Origin of the sequence: Dactylosporangium sp. CA-092794 (assembly GCF_050948465.1) — a bacterium.
Classification (GTDB): Bacteria; Actinomycetota; Actinomycetes; order Mycobacteriales; family Micromonosporaceae; genus Dactylosporangium.
Map to the genome: position 1 here is coordinate 5,055,729 of NZ_CP192044.1, position 14,052 is coordinate 5,069,780.

Sequence of the window (14,052 nt, forward strand, 5' to 3'; positions counted from 1 at the left end):
CAGTTCGGTGGACTGTCGTCGGGCGGTTCGCCGCGCCGCTCGCTCCGACCGCGCCCCACGCCGCACGAGCTTGCCCCGACCACCCGCGGTCGCCGGCCGCGGCCTGGTGGTTGATGTCGGCGGCAGGGGCGGCGGCCACCGCGGGCTGGCGGTGCTGGCCGCCGGTGGGGCACGGCGGTCATCGGCGCCGACGCGGCTGGCCGGCCCGTGCCTCGGTACGCAGCGGGGCGCCGGCCACGGTGGACGGCAGGGCGGATACTACGGATATATCAGCTGTCGGGCGAACACCCGATTTGCGTGGCTGGCGCGGATGTATGTCTCCGTGATCATGCGCAACTGGCGCCGACACCAACGGTTTTTCATGATCACGGAGTGTCGATGTACACCCGCGTACCAAAAGTCTCCGGGATCATGGCAAACCCGTGGTGCGGCCACGGCGGGGATCATGATCGCGGAGACTTTCTGTCGGTCCGCCCTGCTTTGCGGCGTCCAGCGCCCTACGTGTGCGCCGATTGTGCCCGACCCGGGGCGTTGGGGTGTGCAGGCCGGGCGTCGCGGCCGGCCGCCGTGCTTCGCGGCGTGCAGCGGCCTGTGTGTGCGCCGATCGTGCCTGACCCGGGGCGTTGGGGTGTGCAGGCGGGGCGTCGCGGCCGGCCGCCGTGCTTCGCGGCGTGCAGCGGCCTGTGTGTGCGCCGATCGTGCCCGACCCGGGGCGTTGGGATGTGCAGGCTGGGCGTCGCGGCCGGCCGCCGTGCTTCGCGGCGTGCAGCGGCGTGGGTGTGTGTCGATCGTGGCCGCCCCGGGGCGTTGGGCGCGGGCCGCGCGTCGCGGTCGGCGGCGGACGTGGCTGGCGGCGGACGTGGTCGAGGGCGGACGTGGCCGGGGGCGGACGTGGTCGAGGGCGGACGTGGCCGGGGGCGGACGTGGTCGGGGGCAGGGCTATGGCCGGGGGCGGGGTCAGGAGCGGGACAGGACGAACTGGTGGATGCGGGCGGCGATGGCCGGCAGTGGCTCTGTGCCGTCGACCACCAGGTCCGCGAGCTGGCGGCCCGGCGCCACGTTGCGGGCGTGTGCGGCGCGGCCGGTGTCGAGGTAGGTCTGCAGGACGGCGCGCGGGTCGTCCTGGCCCAGGGCGCGGCGGGCGAGGCTGATGTCCAGGGGCGTGTCGACGTACACCGTCCATCGCGCCGCCCAGCGGATCGGGGGCAGGGCCAGTGCGAACACGCCCTCGACCACGACCAGGGGCGCGTCCTCGTGGTTGTCCAGCCGGCCCTGCAGGGTGATCAGGTCGACGGCGTGCTGGTCGGCGCCGGCGCTGTCGTCCAGGCCGACGACCGGGGCGCCGATGCGCTCGGCCACGGCGCCGGCGATGCTGGTCTTGCCGGACCCGGCGGGGCCGCCGATGACGAGCAGGGGCGGCAGCACGCGCATCATGAAGCGCGACCCTACCGTCTCGGCCGACGTGGCCGGTACCCGATTCGCGCCGGCCGGCGATCATCGCGACCGTCGATGCCTGGCGGCAAGTGCGGGGTCAGGCGGTGGAGCGCACCGTGCGCAGGAGGAAGCCGGGCAGGACGAGCCGCTGGCCGTCCGGGTGGGCGACCACGTCGATCTTGCGGATGTCGGTGCGCGTCCAGATCGGCTCGGCGAAGGCGGCCCGGAGGAACTCCTCGGTGACGCCCCAGGGCTGGCCCGGCTCGAGCGAGACCGCGAGCACGAACACGGTCGCGCCCGGCGCGGCGAGGGCCGGCAGCAGCGCCAGGTAACGGTCCGTGGCACGGTCGCCGTCGCGGTGCAAGGAGTGCAGCAGGCCCGAGTCGAACACCGCGTCGAAGGGGCCCCACGGCAGGGACAGCTCCGTCGCATCCTGAACCTCGAAGCGAATCGTCAGACCCTTGGCGGCGGCCTTGGCCCGGGCCATGTCGATGGCCACCCGCGAGATGTCGATCGCCGTCACGTCGTAGCCGCGCTGGGCCAGCGCGATCGCGAGATCACCCGGGCCGCAGCCGACGTCGAGCACCTTCGGGCCCTTGACGCCGTCGTCGAGCACTGCGGCCAGCGCCGGCTGCGGACCGCCGATGTCCCACGGCGGGCCGCCCGAGCCGGCGGCGTCGAGGTAGATCCGGTCGTACTCGATCATCGTGAACCTCCCCTCGAAGACCGACCTTATCCGAGCGCGCCCGGCGGCGGTGAGCCGGACATATCCGTCAATGGAACGGCAGGTGTCCGCACCGCGACGTGACGATCAACGCCGATCCACCGCAGACCCACACGGGCGTGCGGTACCGTAACGCCCGTGTCGTGCTGATCACCTCCGGTGAGGATGGAATCGTTGCCGCGCGGACCTGCATCGAAGCCGCTGCTCGTCGCGGCGTTGTCGGTGGCCGCCGTCGTCGGGCTCGGCGGCACGGGGCTGCTGCCGCCCTGGTGGTCGCAGCTGGTCGACGACGCCGGCCAGTTCTCCGCCGGCGTCGCGGCGACCCTGGCCTGCTGGCTCACCGCTCGGCGCCACGCCGGTGCACAGCGGCGGTGGCGGCTGTGGATGGGCGCGGGCACGCTGGGCTGGACGATCGGTCAGTCCATCTGGAGTTGGTACCAGCTGTTCCGGGCCGACGCGCTGCCGTCCCCGTCCCTGGCCGACGCCGGCTACCTGACCCTGCCCGTGTTCGCGCTGCCCGCCATCGTCTCGCTGGCCGCGGCCCGGCCGCCGCACGGCGCGCCGCGGCGCCGGCCCGGTCAGCTGGTGATGGTGCTCGACGGGCTCATCGTCGTCGGCGCGCTGTTCGTGCTCACCTGGGCGACCAGCCTCGGCTCGGTGGCGCGGGCCGGCGCGGCGACGCCGTTCGCCTACTCCGTCGCCATCGCCTACCCGGTCACCGACCTCGTGCTGACCGTGATCGTCATCCTGCTGCTGGCCACCTCGGCCCCGGCGAACCGCGGCCAGCTCACCATCCTGGGCCTCGGGCTGCTGTGTCTGTCGCTGTCGGACAGCATCTTCGCGTATCTGGTGTCCAAGGGCGCGGACAGCATGCCGCCGCTGTTCGACGCCGGGTTCATCGCCGGGCAGGCGCTCGTCGCCGTCGCCGCGCTCACCCCGGCCCGGCCGGCCGAGGCGCCACCGCCGCGCCGGAACGCCCGCTGGGCGCACCTGCTGCTGCCGTACGTCCCGGTCGCCGGCACCGGTGTGCTGTTCATCGGTCAGCTGATGCGCGGCGTCCGGATGGACGGCGTGGAGATCACCGTCGAGACGGCGGTCATCTCGCTGCTGATCATCCGCCAGGCGGTCACCCTCCTGGAGAACGCGGTCCTGCTCGACCGGGTCTCGGACAGCCAGGCCCGCCTCACCCACCAGGCCTTCCACGACAGCCTCACCGGCCTGTCCAACCGGATCGTCTTCCACGACCGCCTCGAGCACGCCCTGGCCCTGCACCACCGCGACGGCCGCTCCCTGGCCGTGCTCTTCTGCGACCTCGACGACTTCAAGACCGTCAACGACCGCTTCGGCCACCACGCCGGCGACCGGCTGCTGCGCGCCGTCGCCGACCGGCTGCGCGCCGCGGTCCGCGACACCGACACCGTCGCCCGGGTCGGCGGCGACGAGTTCGCCATCCTGCTGGAGGGCACCGGCGACCCCGGCGAGCCGGCCGAGCGGGTCATGGCCGAGATCGGCCGGCCGTTCGACCTCGACGGCCAGACCGTCACCGTGGGCGCGAGCATCGGCCTGGTCCAGGCCGGCGAGCACGGCCGCGTGCTGTCCGCCGACGCCCTGCTGCGCCGCGCCGACGCCGCGATGTACGCGGGGAAGCGGCAGGGCAAGGGCACCCTCGTGCGGTACCGTCTCGATCTGCCGGACGGCACCGGCACGTCGGACCTCGCCGAGGCCCTCGCCGCCACGCTGCGCGACGGCCGCGGGCTCGACGTGCACTACCAGCCGATCGTCCGGCTGCGCGACGGGGCGATCGTCGCCGTCGAGGCGCTGGCGCGCTGGACCCATCCGACCCTCGGCCCGGTCTCCGCCGACGCGTTCATCGCCACCGCCGAGGAGATCGGCCTGATCCGTCTGGTGGACGATTTCGTACTCGACCGGGCCTGCCGCGACGCCGCCACCTTCCGCGGCCCGTGGGCCGACATCGCCGTGCACGTCAACACCTCGGCCGCGCGGCTGGGCCGGCCCGAGCACGAGGAGACGGTCCGCGCCGCCGTCCTGCGGCACAACCTGGCCCCGCACCGGCTCCTGCTGGAGCTCACCGAGACCGCTCCGCTGCCCGACCTCGGCGCCGCCGCAGGGGCCGTGCGGCGGCTGCGCCGCCTCGGCGTGCGGTTCGCCTTGGACGACTTCGGCACCGGGTACAACGCCCTCGCGCAGCTGCACGCGATGCCGGTGGACGAGGTGAAGCTGGACCGGTCGTTCACCCTGGCCGACGGCGGCCGCAGCGAGGCGATCTGCCGCTCGATCGTGCAGATCTGCGCCGGCATGGACGTCACCGTGGTCGCCGAGGGCATCGAGACCGAGCACCAGGCGACCGCGATGGCCGCCCTCGGCTGCCGCTACGGCCAGGGTCACCGCTACGGCGCCTCGGCCCCCCTGGTCCAGCTGGCCCCGCCGGGCGTGCTGGACTCGGGGGACCGCGCGGTCATCGCGGCTGATCCCCGGTGACGGGTGCGGGCCGGAAGCCCCAGCAGAGCAGGTAGACGCCGACGAGGAACTCCCACACCGCGATCGGCACGTTGAGCGCCGCCGCCGCCGAGGAGACCTGGTCAAACGCGCCGAACAGCGTGGAGAGCGCGGAGATGAGCAGCAGCGGCGCCCCGATGAGGCCGATCGCGGGGATGAATCGCGGCACCAGCCGGGAGCGCAAGAGCAGCGAGCCGAGCAGCAGCGCGTTCATGGCCGGCATCAGGCCGGGCCCGAGCAGGAAGGTCCAGTCGCGCACCGCGACCAGCGTCTTGCCCGTGGTGACCAGCGTGGCCGGGTCGGTGCCGGCCGTCCCGGCCACGTCCTGCCGCAGCGTGACCACGGCGAGGAGGCACACGACGCCGATCATGATGACGGCCGCCTCGATGACCCGGGAGGTCACGAAGCCCAGCGCGCTCGCCTCGTTCTGCCGCTTGAGCACGGGGAACAGGGTGACCGCGGTGCCGATGCCGGCGAAGGCGTTGACGACGTCGAGCAGGCACCCCAGCACCACGCGGGCGTCGGAGCCCCCGCTGACGATGTAGTCCGAGTTGTCCAGGACCGGGCCGATGAGGATCAGCGCGGGGATCGAGGCGACGAAGGTGAGCAGGTAGAAGGCGCCCGCGACCCGAGCGGTCGTGCGGGTGCCGGCCGTGGGGATCCGGGCGGCGGTGGTTGGCGCGGCGGTCGTCATGTCAGTCGAGGTGCCCCGCGGACGGGGGCGCTCCTTTCGCGTCGGGGGACGCTCGAACGGTAGGCGCCGATGTGGTGATCGCGGATCACCACATCTGGTGATCCGCGCCGCGCGCTACAGCAGGTCGAGCCGGCCGGCCTGGCGGACCGCCGCGCGGCGGCTGTTGACCCCGAGCTTGGCGTAGATGTTGCGGGTGTGGGTGCGCAGGGTGTTGACCGAGATGCCCAGCCGGCGGGCGATGCCGGGCCCGTCGAGGTCGGAGGCCAGCAGGCGCAGCACGCCCAGCTCGCGCTCGCTGAGCGGGTCGACCAGCCGCTGCCCGGCGTCGGGGATCCGGCCGCGGGAGGTCTTCCCGGTCGCGTTCATGAGTTGGCGGGGGTACTGTGCGGACTCCCGCCGTTTCGCGACGGTGCTCAGCAGAGTAGCCACCGCGGGGCCGCCGTCGACGAATACTCGGACGTAGCCCTCGGGCTCGGCCAGGCTCAGCGCGCGCTCCAGCGGTACCAGTGCCGCGGCGGTGTCACCGCGGGCCTGCAGCGCGCGGGCCCGCAGTATCAGAACCTCGATGAGATTTCCGGCCCGGCCGCCCTCTTCCGCGGCCGTCTCCAGGCGGTGCAGCAGGCCCAGGGCCGCCTCGTGGCCGTCGGCGGCGGGTCCGGACAGCAGGACCGCGGCCAGCGTGATGTGCTCGAACTCGCGCGCGTAGGACAGGTCGTCGCCGGCGGAAAGCCCCCGGTCGCGCGCCCACCGCAGCGCCTCGCCGGTCCGCCCGTGCGCGGCCAGCAGCCGGGCCCGCAGCGCCGCGATCGGCCGCACGTCCGGGGCGAAGTCGCCGACGTACACCCGCTGCGCCTCGTCGAGCAGCTCGAGCGCGCCGTCCGGATCGCCCTGCGCCTGCCGGAGCCCGGCCAGCGCGACCCGCCGCCGGTAGGGGTGCTGCGGCATCCCGGTGTGCTCGCCGAGCTCGTCGCTGCGCCGCAGGTGCCCGGCGGCGGCTGCCAGGTCGTCGCGCTCGCACGCGATCTGGCTCAGCCCCACGCGCATGTCGGCCGTTCCCCGGACCACCGTCCCGGCCTCGCGGGCGGCCAGCCGCAGCGCGGACTCGTAGGTCTCGGCCGCCTCGCCCAGCCGGCCCTGGGTGATCCGCAGGTCCGCCAGCGTGATGGAGCAGCCCAGGACGTCCGGGATGTGCCCGGCCCGGAGCAGCCCGTCCACGCAGGCCGAGTAGGCGCGGTGCGCGGCCTCGAGGTCCCCGCCGCCCCAGAACGCGAGCCCGCGCAGGCCGGCCGCCGCGGCCCGGGTCATGTGGTCGTCGCCCGCGCGGTCGACGGCCAGCTGGGCCTGGCCGAGCGCGGCCGGCACGTCGCCCAGCCCCAGCGCCAGCCCCGCCCGATACAGCGCGATGGTTCCGGGCAGCCGCGCCAGGCCCTCCCGGTCCTGCACGACGATCCCCCCGGGCGCGGCCAGCGACCGCTCGGCTCCGGCCAGCCGGCCCTCGACGCCGTCGAGCTGGCCGCCGGCGAGCAAAGCCCCGGCGAGGGCGGCCGCGAGCACCGGCCGGGCCCGCACCACGTCGTCGGGCACCGCGCCGATCCAACCGCGGATCGTGGCCTCCTGCCGGGTGCGGCGCAGCGCCGGGACGGCCAGCTCCATCAGCCCGGCCGCGTGCTCGACGTCGCCGGCGGCCAGCGCGTGCCGGACCCCCGCCGAGGGTTCGCCGTGCCGGTCGTACCACTGGCTCGCCCGGCGATGCAGCCCGGCGACCTGCTCCGGCCGCTCGTCCAGCAGGCGGGCGTGCAGCACGTCGGCGAAGAGGCGGTGGTAGCGATACCAGCGGCGGTTGTCGTCGAGCCGGACCGTGAACAGGTTGGCCCGGTCGAGCGCCTCGAGCCGGGCCTTGCCGCCGGACTCGCCGGTCACCGCGTCGCACAGCGGCCCGCTGAGCCGGTCGAGGACGGAGGTCTGCAGCAGGAAGCCGCGCACGTGCTCCGGCTGGCGGGACAGCACCTCCTCGACCAGGTAGTCGACGATGTACCGGTCGTCGCCGGCGAACCCGGCGATGAACCCCGTGACGTCGGCCCGCCCCTGCAGCGACAGCGCGGCCAGCTGCAGGGCGGCGATCCAGCCCTCGGTGCGCTCCTCCAGCGCCGCGACGTCGGCCGGGGACAGCCGCAGCCCGGCCACCTCGCTGAGGTAGGTGGCCGCCTCCGCCGAGGTGAACCGCAGGTCGGCCGCGCGCAGCTCGACCAGCTCGCCGCGGGCGCGCAGCCGGGCCAGCGGCAGCGGCGGGTCGGCGCGGGTGCTGATCACCAGATGCACCCGCGGCGGGAGGTGCTCCAGCAGGTACCCCAGCCCGGCGTGAATGTCGCCGTTGTCGACCAGGTGGTAGTCGTCGAGCACCAGGTCGACGTCGCCGTCGACGGCCGACAGCTCGTTGACCACCGTGGCGAGCAGCCCCTCGATCGGCGGCTGCGCGGATTCGAGCAGCGCGAGCGCCCCGGCGCCGACCCCGGGCACGGCCCGCTGCAGGGCGGCGATGACGTACGCCCAGAACGTCGCCGGCCGGCTGTCCCCTTCGTCGAGCGACACCCACGCCACCGCCCGCTCCGCCGCGCCCGCAGCGCCCGGCCACGCACTGAGCAGCGTCGTCTTGCCGAACCCGGCGGGCGCCGACACGAGCGTCAGCCGGGCCGCCGCCCCACGCACCAGCCGCTCACGCAACCGCGGCCGCGCGACCACGCTCTGCCGGATCGCCGGAATGAGCAGCTTGGTCGCGACCAGGGGGCCTTGCACCGGCAGCTCCCCTCATGGGCCTTCTATGCCGATGCGCAGGAGCGTAGCCCCCCGGGACGCTCACCCTTCGGTCTGGTCGCCGTCCCAGGTCCAGCGGGGCACTTCGCGGATCGGGTGCAGGTCGTCGTCGGTCGCGGCGTGCGAGTTCTGCATGGCGACCTGCGTGCCGAACTCGACGTGCGAGCGCACCGCGTCGCGGAACGGCCGGTCGGTGGGCATGCCGACGGCGTCGAGGGCGGCCAGGTACAGCTCGACGAACCGCCGGCGCTGCTCCTCGGTGATCTTCAGGTGGCGGTGGACGTCGATGAGGTGGGCGAAGCCGAGCTCGCGGGTGAAGCGGTCCGGCCCGCCGAAGGACTCCGCGGTGAACCAGGTGAGGTGCTCCACGTGGTGCGGCTTGCCGGCGCCGAACAGCGGCCGCAGCAGCGGGTCGGCGAGCACGCCGGCGTAGAAGTGGTCCTCGAGCCGGTGCAGGGCGTCGGTGCCGCCGGCGTGCTCGTACAGACTCTCGTGTGCCATATATGGGACGCTACGGATCGGATCCTCGCGCCGCGAACAGGACGTACCGATGACTGAACAGGCACGGCCGGTCGCGCCGTCCTCGATCGAGCTGCGGCACCTGCGCTACTTTCTCGCCGTCTGCGAGGAGCTGAACTTCACCCGCGCCGCGCGGCGGCTCCACGTCGTCCAGCAGACGCTCAGCGAGGGCATCGCCCAGCTCGAGGACATCGTCGGGCTGCGGCTGTTCGAGCGGGCGACCCGGCCCGTGCGGCTCACCGATGCCGCGGTCGAGTGGCTGCCGTACGCCCGGGAAACCGTCGAGGCGGCCGAGCGCGCCCACACCGCCGCGGTGCGCCTGCGCGACGGACGCGCCGCCCGGCTCCGGGTCGGCCTGGCCGCCACCGCCGCCTTCCCGCTCACCCCCGCGCTCCTGGAGGCGTTCCGGCGGCGCCATCCGCGGGTCGCCCTCAGCACCCGCCATTTCGACTTCGGCGACCCCACCGGCGGCGTGCTCACCGGCGAGACCGACGTCGCGATCGTCCGCCCGCCGTTCAGCGCGGACGGCGTGGAGCTGCTGGTGATCGCCAGCGAGCCGCGCTACGTCGCGCTCGCCGACCGGCACCCCCTGGCCGGCCGGGCGAGCATCGGCTTCGCCGAGATCGAGCACGAGCCGTGGATCGAGATCGACGAGTCCGACCCGGTCTGGTGCGCCTTCTGGCGCCTGACCGCGCTGCGCCGCCGGCCGCCGCGGGTCGGGGCCACCGGCCGGCGCCTCGAAGACCTGCTCGAGGCGGCCCGCACCGGCCAGGCCGCCGGCGTCGTCGCCGAGTCGGTGGCGCGCGCCCAGCCGTGGCCCCGGCTCGCGTTCGTCAAGGTCGACGACATCCCGCCCTCGGACGTCGCCGTCGCGTGGCGGTCCGGCGAGCACCCGCCGCCGGTGGCCGAGTTCATCGCCGTCGCGCGGGAGCTGGCGGCTCCAATATGATGACGGGATCGATCGACACCTTGATTGGGCCGGCTGCCACAACGTGCGCGATCTGGGCGGCCTGCCCACCGCCGACGGCCGCACCACCCGCTGGCGCGCCGTCGTGCGCGCCGACAGTCTCGACCGGCTCACCCCGCAGGGATGGGCCGACCTGGCCGCCTACGGCGTGCGGACCGTGGTGGACCTGCGCGAGGACGACGAGCGCTCGACCGGGGTCGCGCGGCCGGCCGGCATCGCGGTGGTACCCGTGCCACTCGACGACAACGCGGACGCCGCGTTCTGGTCCGAGCTGGTCGACGACGACATCGACGACGGCACGCCGCTCTACTACCGGCCGTTCATCGAGCGCAAGGCGGAGCGCTGCGTCGCGGCGATCGCCGCGGTGGCCCGCGCCGAACCGGGCGGCGTGGTCGTGCACTGCGGCATCGGCCGCGACCGCACCGGCCTGGTCGCGCTGCTCCTGCTCACCCTCGCCGGCGTGACCCCGGACGCGATCGTCGCCGACTACGCGCTCAGCGGCGAGCGGCTGCGACGGTACTTCGCGCGGGCCCGGCCCGACGACGACGATCCGGTCGCCGCCCGGCTGGCGCTGCGCGGCACCACGATCGCCGCGGCGTTGCACGACGTGCTCGCGGGGGTGGACATCGGGGCGCACCTGCGCGCCGCCGGTCTCACCCCGGAGGACGTGCGCGCGGTCCGGGCCCGATTGATCGGCGACGGGTCGCGGCTGCCGTAAGGTTGCGGCATGAGCGAGGCCAACAGGGCGATCGTGTACACGCAGTTCGGCGACGCGTCGGTGCTGCGCGAGGTCGAGCGGGACATCGTCGAGCCCGGCCCGGGCGAGGTCCGGGTGCGGGTGGCGGTGTCGGGAGTGAACCCCACCGACTGGAAGCAGCGCACCGGCGCCACGGCCACCTCGGACGTTCCCGCCGACGGCGCCGTGCCCAACCAGGACGGGGCCGGCGTCGTCGACGCCGTCGGCGCCGGGGTGGGCGGGCTCGCGGTGGGGGACCGGGTGTGGGTGATGCTGGCCGCCTACCAGCGCCCCGGCAGCGGCACCGCGCAGCGCTACACGGTGGTGCCGGCCGAGCGGGTGGTGGCCCTGCCCGACGGCGTCGGGTTCGAGGCCGGGGCGAGCCTCGGCGTGCCCGCGCTGACCGCGCACCGGGCGCTCACCGTCCACGAGGGTGCGCCGGTGCGGCTCGCCCCCGGCGCGCTCGACGGGGTCAACGTGCTCGTCGCCGGCGGGGCCGGGGCGGTCGGCAACGCCGCGATCCAGCTCGCCACCTGGGCCGGCGCGTCGGTGGTCACGACGGTCAGCGGGCCGGAGAAGGCGGCGCTGGCCCGCGCCGCCGGGGCCGGGCGGGTGGTCAACTACACCGAGCCCGACGCGGCCGCGCAGATCCGCGACGCGTTCCCCGACGGCGTCGACGTGGTCGTGGAGGTCGCCGCCGCGCACAACGCCGAGCTCAACCTGTCCGTGCTGCGCCCGGGCGGCACGATCGTCGTCTACGCCAACGACAGCAGCGGCGGCCCGCTCGCCCTCGACGTGCGCCGGCACATGGTGCTCAACGTGCGGTACCAGTTCGTCCTGCTGTACTCGGTAGGCCAGGACGCCCTCGCCCACGGCGCCGCCGCCGTCAACGCTGCCCTGACCGACGGCGGCCTGCGCTTCGGCGCCGACGCGGGCGTGCCGCTGCACCTGTTTCAGCTGTCCGAGACCGCCGCCGCGCACGCCGCCGTCGAGTCCGGCGCGGTCGGCAAGGTGCTGATCCAGGTCGATCCGTCCGTCGCCGGCTGACCGCCTTCAGGGGCGCCGCAGGATCACTGACCGTCCGCCGGCTGTGGCGCCGCCGTGTCCAGCTCGCGCCCCAGCCCTGGCCCGGCGACCCGCGGCCGGCGGTCGATCAGCCGGCCCGCGAGCGCGGCGGCCAGCGGCGACAGGTACCACGCGAGCTGCATCCACGCCGTCAACCACCACACCAGGCCGACGGTGGCCGCCCAGTACCCCGTGATGATCCATGAAACGATGACCGTCGTGCGGACCGTGCCCGGGTCCACGTGGGGCCGGAGCAGCTCGCCCCGGTACCCCTCGCTCTGGATCACCGACCGGCACAGCAGCAGGGCGGCCACCACCAGGCCGTAGAGCAGGGCGGCGAGCGGGTTGTCGGGATAGTGCCCGAGCACCGTCGTGGGATACGGCAGGAACCCGACCAGCAACAGCAACGGGAAGTGCCAGGCCACCATGCGCTTGGAGACCCGCTGGACGCGGTCGAGCAGCACGTGGTGCTGCCGCCACACGATCCAGAGCATGAAGAAGGCGAGGAAGTACGCGTAGAAGGAGCTCGCCTGGTCGATGAGGAAGGACCACAGGTGCTCGGCCGCCTGCGCCTTGGAGACCCCCTCGCCGACCTGGAACGCCTCCGACTCCGGCCGCGGTATCTCGATCACCAGCAGCGTCATGGCGATGGCGAACAGGGCGTCGGTGAAGAAACCGACGCGCTCGGGCGTGAGCCCGGGAGGTGCCGGCTCGCCGGCGCTGTCGTCCCGCATGCGCGCAAACGATAGCGGTTCCTCGATCGGCCGGCGGGGGCGGCCCGGCGTCATGCGACGTCCACCAGGACCTCGCCGACCGCGCCGCGCTCGACCTTGACCAGACAGCCCGCGACGCGGTCGTGCAGCATCGACCCGATCCTGGCGGCCCGCGTGGAGACCCTGTTCGACCTGCTGCAGGCCCGGCTCGGATCGGCCCGCTGGGGTAGCGTGGGCGCGTACCCGGTGAGGAGTGGAGACATGCCCGGTCGTTCGAGCGCGCGTTGACGTCCTAGGCTGCGATCGGCCTGCCATCGCGTGCTGCCCCGAATCGTGCGGCACAGCGAGCGTTGAGCCCTGTCCGCTGCGATCCGAGGGGTCCGCGTGCCGTCCGATGCCGATGTCGTTGCGCCTGGTCTCTGGCGGAGCCCCGACTTCCGCGGGCTGTGGGTGGGTCAGACCGCCTCGCAGCTGGGGGAGCATGCGAGCCTGGTGATCCTCCCGCTGCTCGCCGTCCTCACGCTCGACGTCGGTGCGGGGCAGCTCGGTGTCCTGCGGGCGGCCGGGCAGGCGCCGCTGCTGCTGCTCACGCTGTTCGCCGGCGCCTGGGTGGATCGGTGGCGGACCCGGACCGTCATGGTGCTGTCGGACCTCGGGCGGGCGGTGGCGCTGGGCGCGGCCGCCGTGGCCGGCCTGGTGGGCGGGCTCGGGCTCCCGCTGCTGCTGGTCATCGCTTTGGCCGTCGGCGCCTTGTCGGTGCTCTTCGACGTCGCTTATCAAGCCGCAGTGGTACGTCTGGTGCCACGCCACCAGCTGCTCCCGGCCAACAGCGCGCTCGAGGGGAGCCGGTCGGCGGCTCAGATCGGCGGGCCGGCGCTCGGCGGGGCGTTGACGTCCCTGCTGCCGGCGCCGGTCGCGGTCGCGGCCGGCGCGCTGTGCTTCGCCGTGTCGTCCGCGTCCATCGGCCGCATCCGCCACCGCGAGCCGATCCCTGCGCATCCCGGTCCGATCCGCGAGGGCCTCCGGTTCGTGGCGGGCGACCCCCTGCTGCGGACGGTGTGTCTCGCCTCGGCCGCGTTCCAGTTCTTCCTCGCCGCCACGATGACCACGTACCTGCTCTTCCTGCCGAGGGAGCTGCACCTGTCCGGCACGGCCATCGGCCTGGCGCTCGCCGCGACCGGGCCGGGCGCGCTGGCCGGTTCCCTGCTCGCCGCGCGCCTCCCGGGCCGCCTCGGCTACGGGCCGGTGCTCGTCGCGGCCGCGGCGGTCGGCGACGGCGTGATGCTGTGCGTGCCCGCGCTGCACGGCGGCCCCGGGGCCACCGTCCCCGCGCTGATCGCGATCAACCTGGTGTTCGGCGGCTTCGGCCAGATGGTCAACGTCACGGTCATGGCCGTCCGGCAGGCCGTCACGCCGGACGCGTTGCAGGGGCGCGTCAGCGCGACGATCACCTTCGCCGGGATGGGGCTGACCCCGGTCGGCTCGCTGCTCGGCGGCCTCCTCGCCGAGCAGTGGGGGATGCGCGCGGCGCTGCTGGTCACGGCCGCCGGCATGCTGCTGTCGCCGGTGCTCATGGCGGCGTCACCGCTGGCCCGCCTGAGGCGGACAGGAGTGGTACCAGGATCTCGTCCACCGCGGTCACCTCTCGACCCGACCGCCACCTGCACACGGTCGGCGGCGTCGTCCGGACCGGCACGCACTGCTCCGCCGCCGACCTGGCTGCCCTGAAGCAGCGCAGCACCGGCCGCTGAACGTCGATCTCCACCGCGCCGCGCGCGACCGGAAGTCTCCGTGATCATGCGTACCCGGGCGTCGACACCAACGGTTTTTCATGATCACGGAGTGTCCATGTACACCCGTGTACCGGAAGTC

12 protein-coding genes are annotated in these 14,052 nt (G+C 74.4%); 5 read left to right on the forward strand and 7 right to left on the reverse strand.

What is annotated here, in order from left to right; translation table 11 throughout:
• Positions 1–957 precede the first annotated feature (957 nt).
• Together ACQPXD_RS21805 and ACQPXD_RS21810 are read right to left on the reverse strand one after the other, a co-directional pair.
• Entirely contained in the window at positions 958–1,434 is a 477-nt protein-coding gene (locus tag ACQPXD_RS21805; protein ID WP_432841297.1) for a uridine kinase family protein, read from the reverse strand.
• Positions 1,435–1,531: 97 nt separating this feature from the next.
• The gene (locus ACQPXD_RS21810; protein WP_432841299.1) at positions 1,532–2,140 is read right to left on the reverse strand and encodes a class I SAM-dependent methyltransferase; all 609 of its coding nucleotides are present in this window, start codon (positions 2,138–2,140) and stop codon (positions 1,532–1,534) included.
• 192 nt (positions 2,141–2,332) lie between these two features.
• On the opposite strand from ACQPXD_RS21810, the gene ACQPXD_RS21815 reads away from it, so the two are divergent.
• The gene (locus tag ACQPXD_RS21815; protein ID WP_432841301.1) at positions 2,333–4,657 is read left to right on the forward strand and encodes a putative bifunctional diguanylate cyclase/phosphodiesterase; all 2,325 of its coding nucleotides are present in this window, start codon (positions 2,333–2,335) and stop codon (positions 4,655–4,657) included.
• Here the strand turns inward: ACQPXD_RS21815 and ACQPXD_RS21820 are convergent.
• The 3 genes from ACQPXD_RS21820 to ACQPXD_RS21830 form a co-directional block, all read right to left on the reverse strand.
• Positions 4,635–5,369, reverse strand: a complete 735-nt coding sequence (locus ACQPXD_RS21820) for a DUF4386 domain-containing protein (protein ID WP_432841303.1) — start codon at positions 5,367–5,369, stop codon at positions 4,635–4,637. The genes ACQPXD_RS21815 and ACQPXD_RS21820 overlap by 23 nt on opposite strands.
• 114 nt (positions 5,370–5,483) lie before the next feature.
• Positions 5,484–8,162 carry a LuxR C-terminal-related transcriptional regulator gene (locus ACQPXD_RS21825; RefSeq protein ID WP_432841305.1) on the reverse strand — a complete coding sequence of 893 codons (2,679 nt, stop codon included), beginning with the start codon at positions 8,160–8,162 and terminating at the stop codon, positions 5,484–5,486.
• A 60-nt stretch (positions 8,163–8,222) separates the two neighbouring features.
• Positions 8,223–8,681 (reverse strand): group II truncated hemoglobin, encoded by a 459-nt coding sequence (locus ACQPXD_RS21830; RefSeq protein WP_432841307.1) that lies wholly within the window; start codon positions 8,679–8,681, stop codon positions 8,223–8,225.
• 49 nt (positions 8,682–8,730) lie between these two features.
• Here ACQPXD_RS21830 and ACQPXD_RS21835 point away from each other — a divergent pair, with 49 nt between their 5' ends.
• Genes ACQPXD_RS21835 through ACQPXD_RS21845 form a run of 3 tightly spaced genes read left to right on the forward strand, consistent with a single transcriptional unit; the run spans position 8,731 to position 11,449 of the window.
• Positions 8,731–9,648, forward strand: a complete 918-nt coding sequence (locus ACQPXD_RS21835) for a LysR family transcriptional regulator (protein WP_432841309.1) — start codon at positions 8,731–8,733, stop codon at positions 9,646–9,648.
• A gap of 7 nt (positions 9,649–9,655) precedes the next feature.
• A complete protein-coding gene (locus ACQPXD_RS21840) occupies positions 9,656–10,384 on the forward strand; it encodes a tyrosine-protein phosphatase (RefSeq protein WP_432843922.1) in 729 nt (242 codons plus the stop codon).
• 9 nt (positions 10,385–10,393) lie between these two features.
• Positions 10,394–11,449 (forward strand): NADPH:quinone reductase, encoded by a 1,056-nt coding sequence (locus tag ACQPXD_RS21845; RefSeq protein ID WP_432841311.1) that lies wholly within the window; start codon positions 10,394–10,396, stop codon positions 11,447–11,449.
• A gap of 23 nt (positions 11,450–11,472) precedes the next feature.
• Here ACQPXD_RS21845 and ACQPXD_RS21850 read toward each other — a convergent pair whose 3' ends face one another.
• Entirely contained in the window at positions 11,473–12,201 is a 729-nt protein-coding gene (locus ACQPXD_RS21850) for a TMEM175 family protein (protein ID WP_432841313.1), read from the reverse strand.
• Between the two features lie 50 nt (positions 12,202–12,251).
• Positions 12,252–12,443, reverse strand: a complete 192-nt coding sequence (locus tag ACQPXD_RS21855; protein WP_432841315.1) for a hypothetical protein — start codon at positions 12,441–12,443, stop codon at positions 12,252–12,254.
• 187 nt (positions 12,444–12,630) lie between these two features.
• Here ACQPXD_RS21855 and ACQPXD_RS21860 point away from each other — a divergent pair, with 187 nt between their 5' ends.
• Positions 12,631–13,908, forward strand: a complete 1,278-nt coding sequence (locus ACQPXD_RS21860) for an MFS transporter (RefSeq protein ID WP_432841317.1) — start codon at positions 12,631–12,633, stop codon at positions 13,906–13,908.
• The last annotated feature ends 144 nt before the right edge of the window (positions 13,909–14,052 follow it).

Excerpts from the sequence above, each read along its gene's own strand:
- ACQPXD_RS21835 (WP_432841309.1), top strand. The coding sequence starts at position 8,731 with ATGACTGAACAGGCACGGCCGGTCGCGCCGTCCTCGATCGAGCTGCGG.
- ACQPXD_RS21810 (WP_432841299.1), bottom strand. The coding sequence starts at position 2,140 with ATGATCGAGTACGACCGGATCTACCTCGACGCCGCCGGCTCGGGCGGC.
- ACQPXD_RS21830 (WP_432841307.1), bottom strand. The coding sequence starts at position 8,681 with ATGGCACACGAGAGTCTGTACGAGCACGCCGGCGGCACCGACGCCCTG.
- ACQPXD_RS21850 (WP_432841313.1), bottom strand. The coding sequence starts at position 12,201 with ATGCGGGACGACAGCGCCGGCGAGCCGGCACCTCCCGGGCTCACGCCC.
- ACQPXD_RS21805 (WP_432841297.1), bottom strand. The coding sequence starts at position 1,434 with ATGATGCGCGTGCTGCCGCCCCTGCTCGTCATCGGCGGCCCCGCCGGG.
- ACQPXD_RS21845 (WP_432841311.1), top strand. The coding sequence starts at position 10,394 with ATGAGCGAGGCCAACAGGGCGATCGTGTACACGCAGTTCGGCGACGCG.
- ACQPXD_RS21855 (WP_432841315.1), bottom strand. The coding sequence starts at position 12,443 with ATGTCTCCACTCCTCACCGGGTACGCGCCCACGCTACCCCAGCGGGCC.
- ACQPXD_RS21820 (WP_432841303.1), bottom strand. The coding sequence starts at position 5,369 with ATGACGACCGCCGCGCCAACCACCGCCGCCCGGATCCCCACGGCCGGC.